The sequence below is a fragment of the Roseateles sp. P2_H4 genome (genome assembly GCF_056403315.1).
In genome coordinates this window covers 13,778-36,500 of sequence record NZ_JBFUFR010000048.1, presented here as the reverse complement: position 1 = coordinate 36,500, position 22,723 = coordinate 13,778, and the positions used below count along the sequence as shown (strand labels likewise).

22 protein-coding genes are annotated in these 22,723 nt (G+C 70.0%); 10 read left to right on the top strand and 12 right to left on the bottom strand.

Annotated features, from left to right (window positions below; all coding sequences use genetic code 11):
• The first annotated feature begins 95 nt into the window (after positions 1-95).
• The 5 genes from AC1DW3_RS26480 to AC1DW3_RS26460 all read left to right on the top strand — a co-directional run bounded on the left by AC1DW3_RS26480 (position 96) and on the right by AC1DW3_RS26460 (position 5,434).
• Positions 96-818, top strand: a complete 723-nt coding sequence (locus AC1DW3_RS26480; RefSeq protein ID WP_477936525.1) for a hypothetical protein — start codon at positions 96-98, stop codon at positions 816-818.
• Positions 819-961: 143 nt separating this feature from the next.
• Entirely contained in the window at positions 962-1,924 is a 963-nt protein-coding gene (locus AC1DW3_RS26475) for a TolB-like translocation protein (protein ID WP_477936523.1), read from the top strand.
• Between the two features lie 67 nt (positions 1,925-1,991).
• Complete coding sequence (locus tag AC1DW3_RS26470; protein WP_477936521.1) at positions 1,992-3,053, top strand: TolB family protein; 1,062 nt, start codon at positions 1,992-1,994, stop codon at positions 3,051-3,053.
• Positions 3,054-3,105: 52 nt separating this feature from the next.
• Positions 3,106-4,719 carry a hypothetical protein gene (locus AC1DW3_RS26465; protein WP_477936519.1) on the top strand — a complete coding sequence of 538 codons (1,614 nt, stop codon included), beginning with the start codon at positions 3,106-3,108 and terminating at the stop codon, positions 4,717-4,719.
• A gap of 19 nt (positions 4,720-4,738) precedes the next feature.
• On the top strand, positions 4,739-5,434 hold the full coding sequence (locus AC1DW3_RS26460) for a DUF6683 family protein (protein ID WP_477936517.1): 696 nt from the start codon (positions 4,739-4,741) through the stop codon (positions 5,432-5,434).
• Here the strand turns inward: AC1DW3_RS26460 and AC1DW3_RS26455 are convergent.
• From AC1DW3_RS26455 to AC1DW3_RS26430, 6 genes are all read right to left on the bottom strand, one after another.
• Positions 5,431-6,231: a hypothetical protein gene (locus tag AC1DW3_RS26455; protein ID WP_477936515.1), complete on the bottom strand. Its 801-nt coding sequence runs from the start codon at positions 6,229-6,231 to the stop codon at positions 5,431-5,433. The two genes, AC1DW3_RS26460 and AC1DW3_RS26455, sit on opposite strands and share 4 nt — an antisense overlap.
• Position 6,232: 1 nt before the next feature.
• Entirely contained in the window at positions 6,233-7,846 is a 1,614-nt protein-coding gene (locus tag AC1DW3_RS26450) for a TIGR02594 family protein (RefSeq protein ID WP_477936514.1), read from the bottom strand.
• Positions 7,847-7,972: 126 nt separating this feature from the next.
• On the bottom strand, positions 7,973-8,533 hold the full coding sequence (locus AC1DW3_RS26445) for a hypothetical protein (RefSeq protein WP_477936512.1): 561 nt from the start codon (positions 8,531-8,533) through the stop codon (positions 7,973-7,975).
• 5 nt (positions 8,534-8,538) lie between these two features.
• Positions 8,539-9,192, bottom strand: a complete 654-nt coding sequence (locus tag AC1DW3_RS26440; RefSeq protein WP_477936510.1) for a hypothetical protein — start codon at positions 9,190-9,192, stop codon at positions 8,539-8,541.
• Positions 9,193-9,256: 64 nt separating this feature from the next.
• Positions 9,257-10,375 (bottom strand): hypothetical protein, encoded by a 1,119-nt coding sequence (locus tag AC1DW3_RS26435; protein WP_477936508.1) that lies wholly within the window; start codon positions 10,373-10,375, stop codon positions 9,257-9,259.
• Positions 10,376-10,387: 12 nt separating this feature from the next.
• Complete coding sequence (locus AC1DW3_RS26430; protein WP_477936506.1) at positions 10,388-11,161, bottom strand: DUF1521 domain-containing protein; 774 nt, start codon at positions 11,159-11,161, stop codon at positions 10,388-10,390.
• A gap of 133 nt (positions 11,162-11,294) precedes the next feature.
• Between AC1DW3_RS26430 and AC1DW3_RS26425 the strand changes: the two genes are divergently transcribed.
• Together AC1DW3_RS26425 and AC1DW3_RS26420 are read left to right on the top strand one after the other, a co-directional pair.
• Positions 11,295-11,816, top strand: coding sequence for a DUF1697 domain-containing protein (locus AC1DW3_RS26425; RefSeq protein ID WP_477936504.1), 522 nt, complete (start codon positions 11,295-11,297; stop codon positions 11,814-11,816).
• Between the two features lie 11 nt (positions 11,817-11,827).
• Positions 11,828-12,235 (top strand): VOC family protein, encoded by a 408-nt coding sequence (locus tag AC1DW3_RS26420; protein WP_477936502.1) that lies wholly within the window; start codon positions 11,828-11,830, stop codon positions 12,233-12,235.
• A gap of 4 nt (positions 12,236-12,239) precedes the next feature.
• On the opposite strand, the gene AC1DW3_RS26415 is transcribed toward AC1DW3_RS26420, so the two are convergent.
• A complete protein-coding gene (locus AC1DW3_RS26415; protein WP_477936500.1) occupies positions 12,240-12,920 on the bottom strand; it encodes a PEP-CTERM sorting domain-containing protein in 681 nt (226 codons plus the stop codon).
• 190 nt (positions 12,921-13,110) lie between these two features.
• Between AC1DW3_RS26415 and AC1DW3_RS26410 the strand changes: the two genes are divergently transcribed.
• On the top strand, positions 13,111-13,950 hold the full coding sequence (locus tag AC1DW3_RS26410; protein ID WP_477936498.1) for an alpha/beta fold hydrolase: 840 nt from the start codon (positions 13,111-13,113) through the stop codon (positions 13,948-13,950).
• On the opposite strand, the gene AC1DW3_RS26405 is transcribed toward AC1DW3_RS26410, so the two are convergent.
• Both AC1DW3_RS26405 and AC1DW3_RS26400 read right to left on the bottom strand, forming a co-directional pair.
• Positions 13,920-15,221, bottom strand: coding sequence for an ABC transporter ATP-binding protein (locus AC1DW3_RS26405; RefSeq protein ID WP_477936544.1), 1,302 nt, complete (start codon positions 15,219-15,221; stop codon positions 13,920-13,922). The two genes, AC1DW3_RS26410 and AC1DW3_RS26405, sit on opposite strands and share 31 nt — an antisense overlap.
• Entirely contained in the window at positions 15,218-16,945 is a 1,728-nt protein-coding gene (locus AC1DW3_RS26400; protein WP_477936496.1) for an ABC transporter permease, read from the bottom strand. Before AC1DW3_RS26400 ends, AC1DW3_RS26405 begins: the two co-directional genes overlap by 4 nt.
• A gap of 284 nt (positions 16,946-17,229) precedes the next feature.
• Here AC1DW3_RS26400 and AC1DW3_RS26395 point away from each other — a divergent pair, with 284 nt between their 5' ends.
• Positions 17,230-17,442 carry a hypothetical protein gene (locus AC1DW3_RS26395; protein WP_477936494.1) on the top strand — a complete coding sequence of 71 codons (213 nt, stop codon included), beginning with the start codon at positions 17,230-17,232 and terminating at the stop codon, positions 17,440-17,442.
• A 93-nt stretch (positions 17,443-17,535) separates the two neighbouring features.
• On the opposite strand, the gene ribA is transcribed toward AC1DW3_RS26395, so the two are convergent.
• On the bottom strand, positions 17,536-18,141 hold the full coding sequence (gene ribA, locus AC1DW3_RS26390) for a GTP cyclohydrolase II (RefSeq protein ID WP_477936492.1): 606 nt from the start codon (positions 18,139-18,141) through the stop codon (positions 17,536-17,538).
• Between the two features lie 96 nt (positions 18,142-18,237).
• Here ribA and AC1DW3_RS26385 point away from each other — a divergent pair, with 96 nt between their 5' ends.
• A complete protein-coding gene (locus AC1DW3_RS26385) occupies positions 18,238-18,933 on the top strand; it encodes a dienelactone hydrolase family protein (protein ID WP_477936490.1) in 696 nt (231 codons plus the stop codon).
• 30 nt (positions 18,934-18,963) lie between these two features.
• On the opposite strand, the gene AC1DW3_RS26380 is transcribed toward AC1DW3_RS26385, so the two are convergent.
• A complete protein-coding gene (locus tag AC1DW3_RS26380; RefSeq protein ID WP_477936488.1) occupies positions 18,964-19,494 on the bottom strand; it encodes a hypothetical protein in 531 nt (176 codons plus the stop codon).
• A gap of 61 nt (positions 19,495-19,555) precedes the next feature.
• Positions 19,556-22,666: a ligand-binding sensor domain-containing protein gene (locus AC1DW3_RS26375; protein ID WP_477936487.1), complete on the bottom strand. Its 3,111-nt coding sequence runs from the start codon at positions 22,664-22,666 to the stop codon at positions 19,556-19,558.
• Between the last annotated feature and the right edge of the window lie 57 nt (positions 22,667-22,723).

Genomic DNA, 22,723 nt, shown 5'->3' with positions numbered 1-22,723 from the left:
GTTTTTCAGTCGCCACCTGATCCAGATGCCTCGCAAATTCAATCAATCACTGCGGCAGGGTTTGCCGCAAACCCCTCACATTTTTGGAGATCGACATGGGATCAGCAGTTAGCAGCATTTTCGGCGGCGGTGGCTCGGGTGGCATCCTGGGTGCCCTGGGCGGCATCGTCGGCGGCATCTTCGGTGGCCCGATCGGCGCCATGATCGGCCAGGCCATCGGCGGCATGCTGCAGCAAGCCGTCGGCAACGCCTTCAACGGCGCCGTCGACAACATGGTCAAGGAACACGGCATGCCCAAGTTCCTGGGCGACGAAGTCAAGGCGCGGGCCGGCGAAGTGCTCGGCGGCATCGGCAACGGCAGCCCGAGCCACGAAGCGCAGCAGATCGCCCATGACCGTTTCGGCGGCGCGATCAACCGCTTCGAGCAGAACCTCACCGACACGCTGACGGGCCTGATGTCCGATGCGATCGGCAAGAAGGGCACCGCTGGCAAGACGTCCGCCAAGGGCTGGATCCAGGCGATCGCCGAAGCCATGGGCAAGGCCCTGGGCGACAAGGCCAAGGAAATGGTCAAGCTGTCCGACGAGATCAGCAGCCTGGCCGGCTCGGGTGCTGAAACGACGGCCCAGATGCAGGGCAAGAAGGGCGAGGAACTCGGCCAGCTGCAGTCCAAGAAGCAAGACCAGGCTCAGGAATTCAACATGAAGATGACCGAATTCCAGGCCACCAGCCAGGAATACAACATGCTGAACAACGTGTTCTCGACCGCCATCAAGTCGATCGGCGAATCGATGTCCTCGATGGCCCGCAAGCAGTAAACCTGCTGCGTTCCCGGGAAGCCGCGCTGGAAATGCCAGCGCGGCTTTTTGCCCATCGAACGCAGCGCCCCGACGTGTCGATCTTGCTAACCGCCCTTCTCCCCCCTCCAGGACCGCGCCGTCGGCCAGGGATGCTGGTGTGCGTGGGGCTGGCATTGGTCGCCCAGCTCGGATGCGCCGGCGACGCCGCGGCGGCAAGGCTGGGCAGCCTGTTGATCACCCTGCCCGACAGCGAACTGCCCCAGGTCGTGAACCTGGACAACCCCGAACGCCTGACCGTCCACGCCGACAGGAATGCCGGCGACGCGCGCTTCTACGGCGGCAACAGCCACTACTTCAAGATCCGGAACATCGGCTTCAAGCAGGACGCCTTCACGGTGTACTCATCGGCCACCGGGCAGGTCGAATACCTTGCCAGGAGCGTCCCCAGGGTCTCGGAAGCCCAGCCCTCACCCACCGCTGCCGGCGTGTTTTCCTTCGTCTTCCTCGACACCGCCGGCGACACCGGCCTCTTCGCCGTCGTGGACCTGTCCCTGGAGCAGCGCGTCCTGGCCAGCTACAAGGGCCAGGTGGGCAAATACCTCCACTGGTGGATGCCGGATGGTTCGATCAGGCGCCTTCACGCGCACACCGGCGAGCTGTCGACCTGGCGCGGCAATCTCCAGGGCGCCAACGAGCGTATCGAATGGCAGACGACAGGAGCGATCCCCCCGCCGCTGCCCGGCGTCATCTTCGGCATGGCGTCCCTGTCCCCCACTGGCGATGAGCTGGTGCTCTCCACCGTGGATGTCCGCACGCGCAGGGTCGACCTGTGGATGACGGACTTGCGTGGCGCCGGTCTGCAGAGGATCACGAAAGACGGCTTTGTTTCCTTCGTGACCTGGGCTCCGGACGGCAAGCATTTCCTGCTTCAGCGCAGCAATGTGTCCTCCATCAACACGAGCTTCCGCGGCCAATGCTCCTACTGGATAGCGCCCGGCAGCGTCCGCGATGCCGCGGGCATCGTTCCCGGCGTGCCGCATCCCGCGCTCAGGCAGGTGTTCTACGGCAGCCAGCAGGCCCCCAACTCGCTGCCATGCGGAAAAGTGGCCGCGTGGATCAAGTAGTCATGGGCGGCGATCCCGCCGCCGTTGCATCAACGCGCGTCCCGCGCATCCATCCATTCCGTTGAACATGAATATCCAGCTCTTCTCTCGGTCGCCCCGGTTGTTGATGAAGCGGGCCTGGCAAGCGGGCCTGGCGATCTGCCTGGCGGCCAGCCTGGCTGCCTGTGGTGGTGGCGGCGGTGGCCCCAGTGACACAACGCCGTCCACGCCGGGCACGCCGCAGGTGCCTCCTCCCGATCCGGTGCACCCGTCCGGCTGGCTATGGCATGACAACTACGCACTGGATTCCTGGGACGGCATGCAGATGGCCTCGCTGGATGGACAGGCGCCGATCCACGTCACCAACAAGAAGCTGGCCCTGACGCCATGGTCCGACGGTCGCCAATTCGTGACGACGGAATGGAATGTCGCGGGGGGCTACACCGATCTGTCGGTGGTCGAGCGGAGCAGCGGCAACACGCTGTACGCACTGCGCGCCGATGGCTACCTGCGCGGCGCGCTGCCATCGCCGACCGACAAGAAGCTGGTCAAGGTGATGCTGGGAACGGACTCGGTGTCCGCCTTCAGCGAATTCATCCTGGATCTCGACACCCGGCGCGCACGCCACCAGATTGCGGCACAGGATTGGTTTGCCTGGATGCCGGATGGCAAGTTCCTGCTTGTGAACCCCGAGGCCGGCACCATCCGGGTCGGCAGCGTGGATTCCAGCGACGAGGTGACGGTGGGGCAGTTCCAGCTGCCGGCCGACCGGCGCATGGGGCCGATCTGGGTCAGCCCCTCGGGCAAGCAGTTCGTCGTGCGCCTGCCGCGCATCAGCGCCACCGGGGAAAGCGATCTCTGGATCGCGAACATCGACGGCTCTGCGCTCGAGCAGCTGACGGATTCGAAGCGGAGCTTTGAAGCGCAGTGGTCACCCGACGGGCGCTATGTCGCCTACGACACCGATTCGAGCCGCGCCTGCACGGGTACGGTGTGTTCCGGCACCTGCCAGCTCTGGTACACGACGCCGGATCTGCGCAAGGTGCAAGGACTGAATGGCACATCGGGCAGCGGCGCGTTCCGCGTCAACGATCGCAACGGTGCTGCCGCGACGCCCCTGGGCTGCCGGCTGGTGGGCTGGACGCCCTGAGGAACGGTGCGCGCCAGCCGGTCTGGCAATGATGGCCGGATATCTCGCCCTCATGGCGGCCGCCTGCAGCGCCGGCCTGGCGCTGGCCGCCACGTCGCAGACTGACCTGGCGGCCAACGCCGCCGCCCTGACCGAACTCGTCAATGCGGTCAGCCTGGACGTGATGTCCGAGGCTGCGCTCGAGGCCTGCGACGACGTCGGCGCGCCGTCCACGCCGCAGATGCGCGCGGCCTGGGTGGCCTGGCGCGACAAGCACCAGCTCGCACCGCTGCGCATGGTGGTGATGGAGCTGAAGCGGCGCCAGGGCAGCAGCGTGCCGCCGTGGACGACCATCACCGAGCCCATGCGCCGCCGCGTGCTGGGCGACCCGGCGCCCGACAGGGTCTGCGCCGGCCTCATCAACGACTGGCAGGGCCCGGCCATGGATGCGTCGGCGCAGTTTCCGCAGGCGCGTGCCGCGGCCATGGCGCTGGTCAAGGCCAAGATGGTGTCGGCCCCGGAGATGCCCGCCGTCGCGCCGGGTGCCGTGCGGGGCCAGTTCTTCCTGCCCAGCCAGATGCCAGCGCTGGCGGCGCAGCAGAAGCACACCTGGAGCGCCATCTCCGATGAGGCCGCCGAGCGTGCGCTGGGCCAGATCTACATCAAGGGCCGCGTCGAGCGCTGGGGGACGGAGAGGGACCGCTTCCAGCTCGCCCAGGAGCAGGGCGACCGGCGCGCCCCGCTGAGCATCAACCTGGGCATCGATGCCGAACCCTGGGTCGGCCGCGAGGTCGTCATGCGCGGCCTGGTCACCTCCTTGAGCGGCGGCTACGTCAAGCTGTCGGCTGCCGCCGTGGTCAGCGACCCCTCGGGCCTGACACCCTCGCCGCTGCCGCAGGTGCCGCTGGAGCGCAAGGAGGTCCTGCTGCAGCGGGTGCTGAAGGCGCCTGGGCAGGGCTTGCCCGAGAAGGACCTGGCGGCTGTCGTCATCCATGGCGAGAGCAACTTCAACAACGGCACGCACTGGGACGAAGACGTGCGCTTCCTGCTGCGCGACGGCACGGTCTACCGCCGCACCGAGATGCCGCCCGACCAGCTCAACGTCGCCGCGTCGCGCCAGCTCGAGCCGCAGCGCTGGGGTCGCTGGCGCGCCAACGGCAAGGGCTATGAGATGCAGGCCCAGGACGACAACGGCCGCCCCGCCGGCGACTGGAAGGCCGAGAAGCATCACGCCGTCAGGCCCTGGCCCAAGGACACGCGGCTGGAGGGCAGTTTCAGCCGCGGCAGCTTCAGCGGCAGCCTGGTGCTGGGCGGCACCTCGGCCACGCGCACCATCCGCTTCACGCGCGACGGCCGCTTCGAGCGCAGCCACAGCTCGTTTTCCGGCTCGGGCACGCTGGCCGCCACGCTGAACAACACCAACATCGCCGCATCGTCGTATGGCGACGGCAAAGGCAGCAGCAGCACCGGCGGCGGCGCGGTGGGCACGCCCTTCGGTACGGCTGGCGCGGTCAGCTCGCGCAAGCAGGACGACGGCGCCAGCCGCCGCGGCCGCTACCAGCTCAGCGGCCATGTGCTGCTGCTGGACTACGACGACGGCCACCAGGAGCGTCTGCTCAGCTTCCCGGTGCACGACGACAACAAGACCGTCTATGTGGGCAGCGGCAGCCTCAGCCTCGACAAATGAACTTCAGGAGATTCAAGTGATGCAACTTTCCCGCACCGTCGTCCTTGCGCTCGCCTGCGTCGCCGCTCCGGCGCTGGCCCAGGTCGCGCCTTCGCTCAGCCTGGCCGACCAGATGCGCGGCATGCTGGGCAAGCCCGCCGCGACCCCGGGCGCGCCCGCCTTCAGCCCCGCGCCGGCGGTCACCTCGGCCAGTGCCCTCGCTGCCCTCAATGCGCCCATCGTCGTCAACGGGCCGGCCCAGGTCCGCCAGTCCGCCACCGAGCTGGCGCAGCGCTTCCCAGCCCAGCACCGTGGCGCGATGACCAAGGCCTACGAGGAATCCTTCGTGTTCTGGCAGAAGCTGGAAACCCAGCTCGGCCTGACGCCCAACGACGTCGCCGCCGGCGTGGCCGCCTTCATCGCCGGCAACTACAGCGCCTTCATGCAGCAGCAGGTGCCGGACGAGGACTTCAAGTCACTGATCCTGCAGATGCAGGGCATGCTGGCGCGCAACCCCGCCTTCACGCAGAGCAGCCCGGCGGCCAGGCGCTCGATGTTCGAGCAGCTCGCCATGGTGGGCACCTTCATGGTCGTTTACCGCGAGCACCTCAACCGCCAGCCCAACGCCAACGAGGAGATCAATTTCCGCAATGCCGCCAAGGCCAACCTGGAAGTGGCGCTGGGGCTGCCGGTGGAGCGCATCCAGATCGGCCGCCAGGGGCTGGTTGCGCGCTAGCGTTCGGGACAGCTGGAAAAGACGTCGCGGCTGGCGTTGAAGCCAGCCATGCGCCAGCCCTGCGGCGTCCATTTCAGGTCCATCGCGCCGGCAAAGTCGATGCGCGCCTCGCCCTTGCGCGACAGCGGCGGCATGTCCAGGCGTGGCGGCGTGTCGCCGGCGATCATGTCGCGGATCTCCAGGCGCTGCGTCGTCGCCGTGATGCGCGGCAGGCAACGCGCCGCGCGGCGCATGACCGACGCAGGCGCCTTGACGATGTCGGGCCCCTCAACGAACTCCAGTTGCGGCAGCGACAGCTGTTGCAGCAGCTCGCCGTCGCCGCGGGCCAGCGCATCGCGCAGCTGGCGCCAGAACTGCGCGAAGGCACCGTCGCGGTCCACCGACGTGGTGCAGCCCTTGGCGGTGGGCGTGAGGGTTGCCGTGGCCGGGATCTTCAGCGCGCCGCAAGCGGCCGGTTCGAAGGCAAGGGTGTAGCCCTCGCTGCCGGCGCGCTTCACGTTCACGCGCTGCTGCTGGCCCAGGGTCTCGTCCTTCCACTCGAAGCGCCAGGTGCCGTCTGCCTGTGCGGTCGGCGCGGCGGCGCTGGAAAAGTCGCATTCACGCGCGCCTGCGGCGATGCTGAAGCTGACCTGCAAAGGAGCGCCCACGGCGTCGCGGCTGAGGCGGAAGCGATGGATGCCGTCGGGGGTGCAGACGAGCTGCGTGGGCGGCGCTGGCAACGCCTGTGCTGCGAGCGGGAACACCAGTGCGAGGAAGGCGAGACGCATGGCCGGCATCATCGCCCAGGGGTCGGGCATTTCAAGGTGCGCGACGCACGCCGATGGCGGACGAGAGCGAACGATCTGAATAGGTCACGCCGTCATAGTTCTCGCCGCGCACGCCCTGGTTGCCGCCGACGACGCGCACCAGGCCGTTGTCCAGCACCTCCGACACGATGGCCACATGGCCCTGGGCAGGGTTGTTGCCGCGCGGGAAGACGATGACGTCGCCCGGCTTCACATGCGCCGCATCCTTGGGCACGGCCTGGCCCCAACTCAGCCAGCTGCGCGCCGCGGCGCTGTTCGTGCCGCGCACGCCGGCCTGCTGCATCGTCCAGTTGACGAAGGACGAGCACCAGGAGGTCTCGTCGTTCTTCGCCTTGAGGCTGGTGGCCTGGTGGTATTCGATGACGCGCGGGTTGTCGCTGCCGCCGCGGATCTCGTGGGTGCCGAGCTCGCCGCGGGCGATCTGCAGATGGCGCGGCACGCCGCCGGTCGCTGCGGGCGCAGCGGCCACGGCAGCAGGCGCCTGCGTCAGCAAGCCCTGGCGCTGCAGCGCGCCTTCGACGGCATTCGTGCGGCGCAGCTGATCGGCGCGGATGACGGCTTGCACCTGGGCCTCGGTGGGTGCGCGGCCGTGCTGCTGGCGCTGCGCGATGTTGGCGAAGCCGCTGCCGGCCAGGCCGCCGCTGTCCAGGCGAAATCGCTGGCCGGTCGAAGCGTTGACGAAGCTGCGAAACCGCAGGTTGGCGATATGGGCCACGTCCAGGGGCTGGCCGCGCAGCGTCTCGAGTTGGCCGACGAAGCGCCCGGCCGCGCTGGGCGACTGGTTGAACAGGTCCAGATAGGCCGAGGCGAGGCGGGCGTCGGCGGGGTCGAGTCCGGCACGGCGTGCGGCGGCTTCGTAGGCGGGGAGATGGTCGCGCAGGGTCTGCAGCTGGCGCCGGTCCGCGTCGGCGGGGCTGGAGGCTGCGTGCTGGTAGGAGAAGGAGCCTCGGTTGTGGGCCGCATTGCCCGGGTCGGTGTGGCCGCCATAGGCTGCCGTGAAGCCGCCATCCGGCCGGCGTGTGCCCTCGGCGGTGCCGATGACGATGGCCGCGGCGGCGTTGGACGCCAGGGCCGGGTTGGTGAACTGCTGCAGATCAAGCCAGGCCTGGCGATGCCCGGCAATGGGAGCTGCCGCCTCCTGGGTCGCCCGGTCCGCTTCAAGGCGCACGCCGAATCGCACGGCGGATTCACCCGTCCCCTGCGGCGCCGGCTTGGGACGGTGGATCAAGTCGCCGATATGCAGCAGGTCGGGGTCCTGGCCACGGCCGTGGCCGGCATGGGCGCCGAGCTTGCCGGCGTTGAACTGCGGGTTGGCGGCCAGCAGCTCCTTCACGCTGACGCCCCAGCGGTCGGCGATGCCGGCCAGGGTTTCGCCGGCGACAACCTGGTGCTCGCGCTCCAGGCCCGGCGTGGCAACGGGAATGACGAGCTGCTGGCCGACCTGCAGCCGGTCGGGGTCGTGGGCACCGCGGCCCATGCGGCCGTCGGCCTGGGCCGCGTCCATGTGATTGGCGCGCATCAGGGCCTCGGCCGACACGCCGTGGCGTTGGGCGATGCCGGTGACGGTGTCGCCGCTCTGGACGCGATAGTTCTGCACTGCGCTCATGGGGATGTCCTTCACCGCCGACGCCGGCGGGTTGACGCCCATTTCAGACGCAACGCGCGCCTCGCGCCAGCTGCGGCTGCCCGCAATTCGGGGCAGCCGCAGCTAGGGTTGGCCGCAGGCGCCGCCTCAGGTGAACATGCCGGTTGCGGACATGTGCAGCCGCCAATGCGCGTCAGCCAGCCAGTTCGATCGGCGGGCGCCGCGCAGGGCGCCGTCGGCCTGCATGCCGCGGGCCCAGGACAGCATCTCGCGGCGGGCCTCGTCGGCATCGCCGCCAAACAGCTGCTGCGTGAAGATCCAGAAATCCGCGTCGCTGAAGACCTCGGGCGCCGGGCTGCGCAGCAGCACCCGGGCCTGGGTCCAGGGCGTGGCCAAGAAGGGCCGTTCGGGGTCGAAGAGCTTCTGGGGATAGGACGGACCGTCATGCCCCTGGGGCTCGCCGCGGGCATCGCCCAGGTGCGCGGCGAAGAAGGCTTTGTCCCGCTGGCGGCGCTCGCGTGCCCAGCCGGGCCGCCACCAGCGCGCGGCGGGCCGCCACGGCCAGAGCTGGTCGGGCCAGATCGGGGCTGCGTCCAGGCGGGCGGGTGCCAGCAGTGCGCGCCGCTGGGCCTCGGGGCAGCCCGGCCAGGCGCGTTGCAGCGCGGCTTGCAGTTCGGGCGGCAGGGCCTGCAGGTCCAGGTCGGGCACGACGCTCAGTTGGCGTGGTAGCCGCCGGCGATCGCGTCGGCGACCATCGTGGTCCAGGGGTCGAGGTGAACGAAGTCCACCGAGTCCGGGAAGCGGTGGGCGGCGAAGAGCAGGGCCTCGGGGTCCAGCACGGCCTCGCGGGTCTCGGGCGTCGGGTGCTTGAGATCGGCCAGCAGCACGACGCGGCGTGCCGTGGCCATGTCGTCGGCGAGATCGGTGGCGTCCAGGTTCAGTCCCCAGTGCCAGTCGGGGTTGCCGTGGCGGATGGCCTCGCCCAGGCTGGTGCCCAGGTCGCCCAGCAGGCTGTTGACGATGAAGGGGCCGCTGCGAGTGCAGTCCGGCCAGGGCTTGTGCCGGGGCAGGCGGCTGAAGGCCGGCAGCTGCGGCCAGTGGGCCTTGGCCCAGGTGTTCAAGGCCTTGGCGTAGGCGGTGCCGTGCAGGGCCTGCGGGTCGGGGCCCTGGTGGGCGACCAGCCAGTCGCGCAGCTGCCGCTGGCGCTCGCCCAGCGTGGCCTCGAACCAGTCCAGGTTGGCCTGGGCCTGGCTTTCGCTCAACGCGCGGCCGGAGCCCGTATGCGGCAGCTCCCAGGCGGGGTAGTCGCTCAGGTCCCAGGGGGCTGCTTGGTCGCCGGCAAGCCAGCGCTGGATCAGGTTCAGCATGGTCACTCGCGCAAACGAAGATGGGCGGCCTCTTGCGGCCGCCCATCAGGAACAGGCCGAAAGTTCAGAACCAGCCTTTTACCGTATCGAAGACGCCGCGCCCGGCCGCATCGCCGGCGAGGGCGCCGCCTATGCCACCGATGATGCCGCCCACCACGGTGCCGACACCCGGGAAGATGGCCGTGCCGATGGCAGCCCCCGCCGCTGCCCCGCCCCAGCCGCCCAGCGCGCCGCCGGTGATGCCGGATGCCGTGCGCCCGGTGTTCTCGCCGATGCGGCCGCCGTCGGCCTGGTAGGCCTGGCCCAGCGAGATGGCGTCCAGCACGAGGCCGACCGGCCGCGCCACCTTGCCCACGCCTTCGAGCACGCGGCCGGAGCCGCGCAGCATGCGGTTGGCGCCCAGCGCCTCGGCATCGCGCGCCACCTGGCCGCGGATCTCGCTGTCCAGGCCGGTGCGGCCGACCTTGGACTCCACCTCGATGCGCTGGCGCATGCGCGGGTCGGTGGCGGTCGGCTCGGCCACCACGTCCACGCGGCGCGCGCCGCCCAGCACCGGCACCTCGGTGCGCGCCGGCACGCCGGCCGCGCGGAAGCGGTCGGCGATGGCGTCGCGCGCCAGGGCGCCGTTGGTGTTGTTGGCCACGGCCGAGCGCACGCCCGAGCTGCTCGTCAGCGAGCCGGGCGGCGACGGGTGCACGGTATGGGCCACGTCGATGCCGTTGGCGTTCAGCAGCTCGGTCAGCCCGCGCGTGAAGCCGCCCTTGCCCGTCCACGCGCTGGTGGTCGCTTCCCAGCGCTTGACCAGGATGGGGTTGTCGATCAGCAGCTGGCTGCCCTGCCGCGCCCAGGTCTGGCCGGCGGCCCAGAGGCCACCGGGCGCATGGTCGGGCACGAGGCTGAAGGGCTGGGCCGGCTGCTCGCGAGCGGCCTGCAGCAGGTCCTGGTGGTAGTGGGCGACGTCGCCCGGGTGGCCCGACGCCAGCAAGTGCTGCTCGATGGCGGCATGGGCCGCCTCGGCGCTCTGCGGGTCGCTGCGGCGCGCGTCCACCACCCAGTGCGCGAGGCGCTGGGTGTCGACGACGCCGCTGCGCGGGTCGGTGGCGCGGGCAACGACGTCCGCGGCGGGATTGCTGGCGGGCGGCGTTGGCCGCGCGCCCGATACTGAATCAACGGCAGCAAGCATGGCGGCCTCCCGTCAGAACTCCAGGCGCGCCACCGTCAGCGAGAACCGGTGAGCATCGCGCGAGGCGTGATCCCGGTTCTCGCCGCCGTGGTTGCCCAGGGCATGCAGGAAGGCGCCGCTCAGCGAGGCCGACAGCAGGCCCGAGAAGGCGCTGAAAACCTGCTGCAGGAAGTTGCCGGCCTGCTGCTGAGTGCTCGGGTCCAGGCCGGGGTTCTTCACCAGGTCGGTCTTGTTGATGTAGTTCTGGTCGACCTTCTGGATGGTGCCGTTGCCGTCCACGGCCAGGAAGCCTTTGCCCGCCGGGTTTTCCTGAAGCACATTGCCGTCGTCATGCACCCAGTCCAGCGTGCTGCCCCAGCCGGCGGCCTCGTTGATCTTGAGGTCGCCGACGGTGTTGGTATCCACGCCGCTGATCTCGACACCGTAGTCGCCGTTCGTGATGGCGACCTTGCTGGCGAGGGTCATGCCGTTGCCGGCATTCCAGGGCGTGGTTTCGATGGTGACCTTGGTGCCGTCCTCGAGCGCGAAGGTCGTGGTGCCCCAGAAGTCGAAGGCGTGCTGGCCGTCGATGTTGACGTGCGGGTCGCCCCAGATGTTGTAGTTCTCGCCGGTCTTCTTGTTGAAGATGTTGACGGTGTTGTTGTCACCGGCGGTGATGCGGTAGTTGTCGTTCTCGAACACGGCCTGGCCGCCTTGCATCGAGGTGCTGGCGTGGGTCGGGTTGGTGCTCGGCAGAGCGGAGGTGGCGGTCAGCGACGTGGTGCTGGCCGTCTGGATGGTGGTCATTGGGAGCTCCTCGGAAGGGGTGTTTTCAGTCGCTTGGCCATTGCATGCGGACTCGCCCGAGCCCGCTAGCTGCGGCCACCCGCAATTCGGGGCAGCCGCAGCTAGGGTCGGCCGCAAGCCATACTCCGTCCCCATGCCCCGTTATGTCGCCTTGCTGCGTGGCGTCAGCCCGATGAACGCCAAGATGCCGGAACTCAAGCGCTGCTTCGAGGCCGCCGGCTTCACCGACGTGAAGACGCTGCTGAGCAGCGGCAATGTCGTGTTCTCCACGGCCCGCTCGGCCTCGTTGGCGGCGCTGCAAAAGCGCGCCGAGAAAGCCATGCTGGACGGCCAGGGCCACAGCTTCACGACCTTCGTGCGCTCCACGGCCTATCTGCAGCAGCTGCTGGCTGCCGAGCCCTTTGCCCACTTCAAGCTGCCGCCCGGCTCCAAGCGCGTCATCACCTTCCTGCCGGAGCCGCTGGCGGCCAGCCCCGTTGCGCTGCCGGCGCTGTGCGGCGAGGCGCGCATCCTGGCCGTGGACGGCGGCGAGGTGCTGTGCAGCTATGTGCCCGAGGCCAAGGGCCCGGTCTTCATGCACCTGCTGGAGAAGACCTTCGGCAAGAACATCACCACGCGCACCTGGGACACCGTCTCCAAGTGCGCCGCGGCTTGAGGAGATTCGCCATGCCCGCCGTTCTCGACCACCTGCTCATCCCTGCCCGGGACCGCCGCGCCGCCGCCGAGCGCCTGGCCGCCATCCTCGACGTGCCCTGGTCGGCGCAGGCGGCCGTCGGCCCCTTCAGTGCCGTCTATGTGTCGGATCAGCTGACGGTGGACTTCGATCAGGTCGAGGCCGGCGCGGTGGTGCCGCTGCAGCACTACGCGTTTCGCGTCAGCGAGGCGGAGTTCGATGCGCTGCTGGCGCGGCTGCAGGCGCTGGGCATCGCCTGGCGCAGCACGCCGATCGGCCCGGACGACTTCCAGGTCAACACCTCGGTGGGCGGGCGCATCGTCTACTGGCGCGAGCCCGACGGCCACGCCTGGGAGGCGCTGACGCAGAGCTACGCGCGCGAGCCAAAGGCGGGCGGTTGAGTCGTTAGCGGCGGCGGCGCAAGCCCAGCCCCGCCAGGCCGAGGGCCATCAGGGCCAAGGTCGTCGGCTCGGGCACCGGAGCCGCCAGGCTGGCGGTGATGGCCGCGCCGCGCACGCTCTCGTAGGCGAAGGCGTTCAGCGTGACGCTGTAGTCCTTGCCCACGGTGATGTCGGCAAAGCCGTAGAACACGTCGCTGGCCGAGGCGCCGCTCGCGTCGCGCAGCGTCAGGCCGAGGAAGCCGCGGCCGGGCGCGAAGTTGCCGAACACCGGCCCGATGTCGGGGAAGCCGGCGCCGGGGCTCTGGTAGCCCGTGCCGGCACCGATGCTCTGGCCTGCGCTGAACGAGGCCGGGTTGAGGTTGCCGCTGGAGGCATAGATGACGCCGTTGCCGCGCGAGAAAAAGCCCTGCGTGAAGATCATGGCCTCGGGCGTGGCTTGCGACGCGTCAAGCAGCAGGAAGAACTTGCCGTCCTCGAACAGCGGGTTCGGGAAGAAGAAGCCGCGCGCCTCGGCATAGCCGGTCAGCGGGTTGAACCAGACGCCGGTGCCGTCGTTGTTGCCGCCCCCGGGGTTGGGTGCGGTGGTCAGCGGTGTGGCCAGCGGCGTGTAGACGACGGCGGCCGGCGCGACGCCGGAGGCGCTCAGCAGCGCCGCGAAGGAGAGGCCGGACAGCAAGGCGCGCATGGGAATTCCTTTCGAGGCGATGGAGGCGAAGCGATGGGGCCCAGTCTGCCCAGGACCGGCTCGCCAGCGCATCGCGGCGAACCCGAACGAACGGCCTGTCCCGCCCGCATGTCGTTTCGTCGCTTGGACCTTGAAGCCGGTGGCGGGCGCCGCCGAGCATGGCCGGATGACACATCCACCCCATCGCTCCATGTCACTCTTCTCCCATGTTCGCGCCGGTGCTTTCGCCGCGCTGGCTCTGGCTCTGTTCACCGCGCAAGCCGCGCCGCTGGCGTCGGTGGACGTCGTGCAAGGCCGCCAGGTCGAGTCCCTCGTGGCGGGTGCGCCGCAGCGCGGTCCGGTCATCGTCTTCGAGAACGGCGCGCGCATGACGCTGGACACCTGGACCGCGGTCGCCGAGGCCATGTCGCGCGACGTCACCGTGTTCGCTCACAACCGCGCCGGCTATGGCCGCAGCGAGGCAGCCGACGGGCCGCGCAGCGGCGAGGCTGTCGTCACCGAGTTGCGCGCCTTGCTGGCGGCCAAGGGCCTGAAGCCGCCCTATGTGCTGGTCGGCCACTCGCTCGGCGGCCTGTATATGCAGTGGTTCGCGCGCCGCTACCCGCAGGAGGTGCAGTCCCTGGTGCTGGTGGACTCGCTCTACCCGCGCATCATCAAGAAGCCCGAGGACTTCCCCTGGTATGCGCGCCTGGGCAAGCGCTGGCTGATGCCGCGCGCCGTGTCCGACGAGGTGGACCAGATCCACGCCACCGGCGAGGCCATGCTGGCGCTGCCGGCCTTCGACGACAGCCGCGTCGTGCAGCTTTTCAACGTGCCCACCGACAAGACGGCCATCGCGGTGGATTTCGGCGTAAACAACGACGACCCGGCCACGATCGCCTTCGTGAAGGGGCTCTACCCGCGCTCGCGCAAGCACATCGTCGACTCCGACCACCAGATCCAGACCGACAAGCCCGAGCTGGTGGTTGCGGCCATCCGCGAGGCGCTGACGCTGCGGCATCAGGCCGGCTCGTCCGACTCCGGCAGATGAATCAGGCCGGTGTGGAAGTCGTATTCGAAGACCTCGCCATAGCGCGCCCATTCGATGGCCACGCGCAGCACGCGCTCGGCCTCGGCGGCGTCCATGCTGTCCATCAGCAGCTTCAGGAAAGGCTCCTCCTTCAGCTCGCCGTGGGCCTCCTGCTCGAGGCTGGCGCGGATGAAGGTGGCCAGCGGCACGTGGGCCAGCAGCTGCTGGCCGAAGATCTCGCGGCGGAACTCGTGGCCGCCCTCGACATAACGCTGGCCCAGCGGCGTGACGAGGAGATCGCCGCCGCTGAGCTCGGCCAGGCCCAGGCGGTGCAGGGCGTCGGCCAGCGGCAGCATGGCCTCGTCGGTGAGTTCGCTCTCCTCGGCCAGTTGGGGCAGGTCAGCGCGGCCATTGAAGCGTTCGTCGGCCAGCAGCTCCAGCAGGCTTTCCATGCGGCCGACGTCGGCCTCGGGCAGGCGGTCGCTGAGATGCGGCTTGGGCGCCTCCTCGACGGTGCCGGCCACGTGAGTGGCGCTCGTCATCAGCCGATAGACCTCGTCGATGAGCAGGCGCACCTCGGGGCTGTCGGCGCGGCGCGGGCGCGGCAGCGTGATGGGCAGCTCGGCCCGCACGCGGCCCGGGTTGCTGGCGAAGATCAGCACGCGGTCGGCCATCATGACGGCCTCCTCGATGTTGTGCGACACGACGAGCATGGCCTGGGTGGGCATCTGGCCGCCGTCCCACAGCGCCAGGATCTCGTTGCGCAACCGCTCGCCGGTCAGCACGTCCAGCGCCGAGAAGGCCTCGTCCATCAGCAGCACCGCCGGCTGCATGACCAGGGCCCGCGCCATGCCGACGCGCTGGCGCATGCCGCCCGACAGCTCGCGCGGCAGCGCGCCCTCGAAACCGGCCAGGCCGATCAGCTCGATGGCATCGTTCGCACGGCGGGCGCGTTCCGCCGCGGGCACGCCGGCGGCTTCCAGGCCCAGCTCGACGTTCTGCTGCACGGTCAGCCAGGGGAACAGCGCGAAGCTCTGGAACACCATCGCGATGCCGGCCGCCGGCCCGAACAGCGGTTGGCCGCCGTAGTGAACGTCGCCGGTGTCGGCCGGGATCAGGCCCGCCATGATGCGCAACAGCGTGCTCTTGCCCGAGCCGCTCTGGCCCAGCAGCGCAACGATCTCGCCCTTGTCGAGCCGGAAGTCCACGCCCTCCAGCACCGAGCGCAGGCTGCCGTCGTTGGACTTGAAGCCTTTGGCGACGCCCTTCAGTTCGATCAGCGTGGTCATCAGAAGTGCATCCTTTCTTCAGCTATTGCGTACAGGCGCCGCCAGACCCAGTGGTTCATCGCCATGACGAAGACGCACATGACGCCGATGCCCAAGGCAATGCGCGGAAAGTCGCCCGCCGTCGTCATCTGCTGGATATAGCTGCCCAGGCCCTGGGCCTGCAGATGCGTGTCGCCCCAGCTCACGTACTCGGCCACGATGCTGGCATTCCACGACCCGCCGCTGGCCGTGATGGCGCCGGTGACAAAGCTCGGGAAGATGGCCGGCAGCAGATAGCGCCGCCAGGCCAGCCAGCCCTTCAGCCCGAGGTTCTTGGCGGCCATGCGCAGCTCGGTCGGGATGGTCGACGCGCCGGCCACGACGTTGAAGAGCAGATACCACTGCGTGCCCAGGATGATCAGCGGCGACAGCCAGAGGTCGGGGTCGAGCTTGTACTTGACGATGACGAGGACGGCGACCGGGAAGACGAGGTTGGACGGGAAGGCGGCGAGGAACTGGGCCACCGCCTGCACGCGGCCGGCAATGCGCGGGTTCAGGCCAATCCACACGCCGATGGGCACCCAGATCAGCGAGGCCACGGCGATCAGCACCAGCACGCGCGCCAGCGTGTACAGGCCCAGCTTGAACACATGCGCCGCCTCGCCCCAGCCGACCTCGGTGTGAATGAAGCTGACCAGGCGCCAGACGGCGAACAGCACGGCCGCGGCCAGCAGCGCATCCCAGGCGCGCGTCCACAGCGGGTTGGGGGCTTGAGGTCGGGCGCGGATGGAGCGGCCGTCGTAGCTCTTCTTCAGCGGCGCGAAGCTGGCCGTGATCCAGCGCCCTGGCCACTCGCCCAGGCGCTGCAGCAGCTGGGTGCGGCGCAGCCAGGTCAGCAGCCAGGACTGCGGCGCCTGCTCGCTGCTGCCTTCCTCGAAGCGGAAGCGGTCGGCCCAGGCCAGCAGTGGCCGGAAGAACAGCTGGTCGTACAGCAGGATGCCGACCAGCATGCCCAGGATGGCCCAGGCGATGGCGCCGAGGTCGCGCGCCTCGATGGCCACGGCGATGTAGGAGCCCACGCCGGGTAGCTTGATGTCCTGGCCGGCCACGGAGATGGCCTCGGACGCGACGACGAAGAACCAGCCGCCGGACATGCTCATCATCATGTTCCACAGCAGATTGGGCATCGCAAACGGCAGCTCCAGCCGCCAGAAGCGCTGCCAGCCCGACAGCTGGAAGATGCGCGCCGCCTCCTGCAGCTCGCCCGGCACGGTGCGCAGCGACTGGTAGAGGCTGAAGGCCATGTTCCAGGCCTGCGACGTGAAGATGGCGAACAGCGCGGCCAGCTCGACGCCGAGCAGATTGCCCTGGAAAAGCGCGATGAAGGGCGCGACCGCGATGGCCTGGAAGCCGAGGATGGGGATGGACTGCAGGATGTCCAGCAGCGGCACCAGCACCTTCTCGGCGGCGCGCACCTTGGCCGCCAGCACGGCGAACACGCAGGCGAACACCACCGAGGCGGCCAGCGCCAGGAACATGCGCAGCGTCGTGCGCAGCAGGTAATAGGGCAGCCAGGCGACGTCCAGGCTCAGCGGCAGTGCCTCGCCAACGTGAAAGGGCCGCGCCATCGCCGCCGCGGCCATGGCCAGCAGCACCAGCACCGCCAGCACGAGGGGCAGCAACGCCCAATCCCAACGATTGAACGTGGCCTCGACGGCAGGGCGGGTAAAGAAACGACGGTCGGACATGGCGGGGACTGCAGGAGGGCTCGCAGGCTAGGGGAGCCGTGTCTCTGGCTCGTGAAGCGCCTGTCGCCAGGCTTGCACGGGACTGGCGGCAGGCCACACGGCAGGTTGCAGTTGTAGCCGCTTGGGCGGCCCTCGTCGCCTAACGGCACAACTCGTCTCCGCGGCTTGCGATTCGGGGATGTATCCGGCGCCTTCTCCTACAGGGATCTGCCCTGTGCGGCCTAAGGTTGTGAACGCGACGGCGCAATGGGGTGCCGTCCAGGCTTCACAGTGAAGGAAAAGCCATGTCCAACCAGCAACGTCAATCCGGCAAGCAGCAACAGCAGCCCGAAAGCGGCCAGAACATCCAGCAGGGTGGTCAAAGCCGCGATCAGAGCCCGGGCCAGCAGAGCCAGTCCGGTGGTGGCAGCCAGACGCCCCAGCAGGGCGGTGGTCAGGCCAGCCGTGACCAGCAGCAAGGCAAGCCCGGCAATCAGCAGGGTTCCAAGAACCGCTGACTGCGCAAGGGCTTGCGGGTGAAGCGCCGTGAGGCGCCGACCATGATTTGACCGAACACCAGGCCAGGCGCCCCTGCAACGGCCCTGGCCTGTCTATTCGAACAAATGACCCAGGTCGTGGTGACCCATGGACTCGGCCTTGGTGCGCAGGTATTTCTCGTTGTCCGGACCCGGCTCGGTCAAGGACGCCTCGCGTTCGACGACATCGATGCCGAACTCTGCCAGCGCCGCCATCTTCAGCGGGTTGTTGGTCAGCAGCCGGATGCGGTGCACGCCCAGGGACCGCAGCATGCAGGCGGCGGCGTCGTAGCGGCGCGCGTCGATGGGCAGGCCCAGCTGGGCATTGGCCTGGATGGTGTCGGCGCCGGCATCCTGCTCGGCATAGGCGCGCAGCTTCTGCACCAGGCCGATGCCGCGCCCTTCGTGGCCGCGCATATAGACGATGGCACCGCGACCCTGCGCGGCGATGAGCTTCATCGCACCCTGCAACTGCGGCCGGCAGTCGCAGCGCAGCGAGCCGAACACCTCGCCCGTCATGCATTCCGAATGCACGCGCACCAGCGGCGGCACGTCGCCCGTCAGCTCGCCCATGCTCAGCACGACATGCTCCTGCCCGCTGTCATCCTCACGGAAGCCATGGATGGCGAACTCGCCATAGGGCGTCGGCAGGCGGGTGGAGACGATGCGTTCGATCTTCATGGTGTGGGGCGTCAAGGGGGCCATTGTCGCCCTCCCGGGGAAAACCCCGTGTCGCGCAGGTTAGGCTGTCGCCTCCACCCCCCCGAGGAGACCTGCATGGCCCAGACCGTCCAGTTCACGCGCCCCGATGGCGCACAGGTGTCCGGCTATCTCGCCGAGGCCGCCCAGCCGCTTGGGGCCGTGGTCGTCATCCAGGAGTGGTGGGGCCTGAACGACCAGATCCGCGGCGTCGCCGAGCGCTTTGCCAGCGCCGGTTTCACGGCCCTGGTGCCGGACCTGTACCGCGGCAAGAGCACCGTCGAGGCCGAGGAGGCCAGCCACCTGATGGGCGCCCTGAACTTTGGCGACGCGGCCGCGCAGGACGTGCGCGGCGCGGTGCACCACCTCAAGGGGCTCAGGCTCGGCAGCGGCAAGGTCGGCGTGACGGGCTACTGCATGGGCGGCGCGCTGACGGTGCTGGCCGCGACGATGGTGCCCGAGGCCGATGCCGCCGTGATCTGGTACGGCATGCCGCCGCTGGAATATGTGGACGCCAGCAAGATCAAGATGCCGCTGCAGGCCCACTGGGCCACGCAGGACGAGTCCTTCCCGATTGCCGGCGTGGACGGCCTGGAGGCCAAGCTGAGCGAGGTCGGCGTGCGCTACGAAGGCCATCGCTATCTGGCCCACCATGCCTTTGCCAATGAGACGGCGCAGGGGCCGGGGCGCATCGCCAAGACGCAATACGACGCCGTCTGGGCCCAGCAGGCCTGGGACCGGACGATGCGCTTCCTTGGCCAGCACCTGGGCTGAGCGTCTGGCGCCCAGCTTGCAGGGGCGGACTCAGTCCGCGCGATCAGGCTTGACGGCCTGGCAGCGCGCGATGAGCTCCCGGACCCGGCCGTCATAGGCCTCACGAGCCGCCGGGGCCTGCAGCACCTGGCGGGTGAGCAGGGCCTGGCCGGCCGGCGTGGCCGCGAAGGCTTCGACGGCCTTGGACTCGGCGAGCAACAGCGCGGGTGCGGGTTCGGGCGGCGTCTCGCCCAGGGCGGTGTAGATGCCCAGCAGGCCCTGGGTGGCGTATTTGCGCCCCGGCACGGAGCTGAAGAACTGCTCGGCGGCGGCAAGTTCGGTGGCGCTCAGCGACGTCGTGACGACGCGCTCGGTCGTCGCGTGGAACTCGCTGGGCTGCAGGGCCTGGATGCAGGCGTTCTGGGCCGCCGGCAGGGCGCCCTTGGCCTGGCGGTGCTTGGCCGACAGCTGCAGGCCCAGCAGCACCGATTGGGCGGTGATCTGCGCCGTCGTCGAAACCGCCTCGGCGGCGAAGCTGGTGGCCAGCAGGCAGGCCAGCAGCGCAAGGGAGCGGGGTGTCATGGGCAGTGCGGTCTTGAAAACGCGCATTGTCCGAGCCGGGGGCCGGCGGCCGACGCGCGGTTTACCCGCCCTCGGAAACCGTGACCGGTTCCCGGGCGCTGCGCTGCACCTGCAGGCGCGGCTCACGGGGCCAGGCCAGCGCGTCGGGGCCCAGCTCGTCGGGCTTCAGGCCGTCGGCACGCAAGGCGCCCACATAGCCGTCGCGGCCCTGCTTCTTGGCCGCATACAGGGCGGCATCGGCCAGGCGCAGCGTGGCGTCCCAGTCCCAGGCCCGGGGCGCTTCCGGGTCCAGCGGGAAGACGGCGAAGCCGATGGACACGGTGACGGGCAGGGTGCTGCCATCCGGCAGCGTGAAGGGCTGCTCGCGCACGCTGGCATTGAAGCGCGCCGCCAGCTCAGCCGCGCCACCGCGCGCACCGCCGCGGGCCAGGGCCAGGAATTCCTCGCCGCCCCAGCGCACCAGCACGTCGCTCTCGCGGAAGACGGTGCGCAGCCGGCGCGCGAACTCGATGAGGACCTGGTCGCCCGCGGCGTGGCCGTGGCGGTCGTTGATGCGCTTGAAGTGGTCGAGGTCCATCAGCATGACGAGCAGATCGGCCTCGTCATCGGGGTTGTGGTGGCGCGTCTCGGTGTAGTGGCGCAGGCAGAGCTGCAGGTCGGAGGCGACGCGTGAATCCAGGTAGCGGCGGTTGCGCAGGCCGGTCAGGGAGTCGGTGGTGCTGGCCTCGCGCAGCTCCGTGGTGCGTTGTTCCACCAGGGCCTGCAGCGCCATCTCGCTGCGGCGCAGCTGCGCGGTGCGCCTGGCCACGCCCCAGCGCAGCAGCACCCAGGCCAGGCCCAGCAAGGCCAGCAGCGCGGCGGCCTGGGCCCAGCGCGTCTGCCACCAGGCCGGCAGCAGCTCGATGTCGAGCAGCAGCGGCCGGTCGCCCCACAGGCCGTGGTGGTTGGTGGCATAGACCTCCAGCCGGTAGCGGCCCGGCTGCAGGCCGCCGTAGCTCGCAAAGCGGGCGCTGGCGTCGGTGAAGGTCCACTGCTGGTCCCAGCCGGCCAGCCGCATCATGTAGCGCAGCTTGGCCGGGTCGATGTAGTCCAGTGCAGCGAACTCGACGGCGAAGCTGCGGGTGCCGGCCGGCAGCTTCAGGCCTTTTTTGAGATCCTGCTCCGGCTGGAAGAGCTGGCCGTCGCGGCGCAGGCTGCTGATGACGACCGGCGGCGCATAGCGCGAGGGCATGAAGGCCGTCGGCTCGATGACGAGCAGGCCGCGGCTGCCGCTGAAGAGCAGGCGGCCATCGGGCAGGGCGGCGTCGGCGAAGAAGCGCGGCGTGCCCATGGGCGGGCCCTCGGCGCCGCTGAGTTCGTCCAGGCGCTTGGCGATGGGGTCGTAGACGGACTGCTGGGTCCACACGCGGCCCTTGCTGTCCTCGTGCAGATTGACGCCGAAGGGCCGGCCCGGCGCGCCCATGCGCTCGCTGATGCGGTCGAAGCGTGCGCGGCCCTGTTCGTCGTAGCCCTTGAGGCGGTGCAGGCCGCTGACGGCGGTGTCCACATAGAGGCTGCCGTCGCGGGTGTGCAGCAGGCCCAGCACGGCGGGGAAGCCCAGCGTCTCGCCCGGTGCGCCCTGCACCTCGACGAGGCGCTGGCCATCCCAGCGGAACAGGCCGGCCAGGGCGCCCACCCAGATCTGCTGGCCGCCGGGCCCCAGGCGCAGCGCGTGCACGCCGCCGCGCAGCGGCTCGCCATCGGCGCGCTTCACGCGCTCGATGCGGCCCTGGGGCGAAGCCAGGCGGTAGAGGCCGTCCTGCATGCCGACCCAGACCTCGCCCCCGTCACCGCTGGGCAGCACCAGCACGCGGTGGGCGCGGCCGCCCTCCAGCATCCAGCTGGCGAGCAGGCGGGCGCTGCGCGGCTCGCGGCGCTCCAGGCGGCCGTTGGCCACCAGCCAGACGCTGCCGTCGGGTCCCTCGGCGAGGCTGTCCACCGGCGTGTCGGCCTCGCGCGGCCAGCGGCCGACGGTGCGCAGCTGCGCATCCAGCAGGGCCACCGGGCCGCTGTGCGTGGCCACCATCAGCAGGCCGTCGCGGCGCGGCAGCAGGCCGCGCAGATCGCTGCTGGCCAGCGGGCTGTTCGGGTCGGCGTCGGGGCCGCGCACGGCCAGGGCCGGGTGCTGCTGGTGGCGCTGCAGGCCCACGCCATAGCCGCCCGCCCACATGGCGCCGGTCTGGTCGCGCAGCAGCACGTTGACGTCGTTGCCGGCCAGGCCACCGGGCAGGTGGGGGTTGTGGCGCAGCTGGCGCAGCAGCGCGCCGCTGCCGCCATCCAGCCAGGCGATGCCATCGGTGAGGCCGGCCCAGACCGTGCCGTCCAGTCCTTGAGCCAGGGCCTGCACGCCGCCCTTGAAGCGGACCGCGAGCCAATGCGGCTGGCCACCGGCCTCGAGGCGGCCGACGCGGCCGTCCACGCTGCCGAACCAGAGCCGCCCATCGCGGTCTTCCAGCAGCGTGCTGATGCCGATGGCGCCGTCTTTGTCGGCGCCGGGCAAAGCCAGCGCCGTCCACTTGCCGTCGGCGCCGCGGCGTGCGAGGCCGCGCCAATGGCCGGCCCACAGCGAGCCGTCGCCGCTCACGGCCAGGGCCAGCACGCGGCGTTCGGCCTCGCCATCGACCAGCAGCGGCTCGGTCTCGAAGCGGCCGGTCCTGGGTTCATAGCGCAGCAGGCCCTGGCCCAGCGTGCCCACCCAGACGTGGCCGGCGCCGTCCTCCGCCAGCGCGCGGATGGGCGTGGCGCGCTCGCTGCCGCTGCCAAGCATCTGCACGCGGTCGAAGGCGGGTTCGTAGCGGGCCAGGCCGTTGACCTCGGTGCCAATCCACATGCCGCCGTCGGCCGCTGCCGCCAGTGAGCGCACCCAGCCCAGGTTGCGCTGCACCGGCGTGGCGCCTTCGCGTTCGATGGGGCGCAGGCGGTAGCCGTCGAAGCGCGCCAGGCCGTCGCTGGTGCCTATCCAGATCAGGCCCTGCCGGTCCTGGGCCAGGCTGCCCACGACGTCACGCGGCACGGCCACGGTCGCGAACTGCGGCTCCAGCGCACTCGGCACCGGCGGTGCCGGCTGCGCCATGGCCGCCCGGGCCAGGACGACCAGCAGGCAGGCGGTCAGCGCAGGGAGGCGGGGGATCATGGGCGACGCGGTCTTGAAAGCGCGCATTTTCCGAGCCAGACCCGGGGCGCTCGCGCC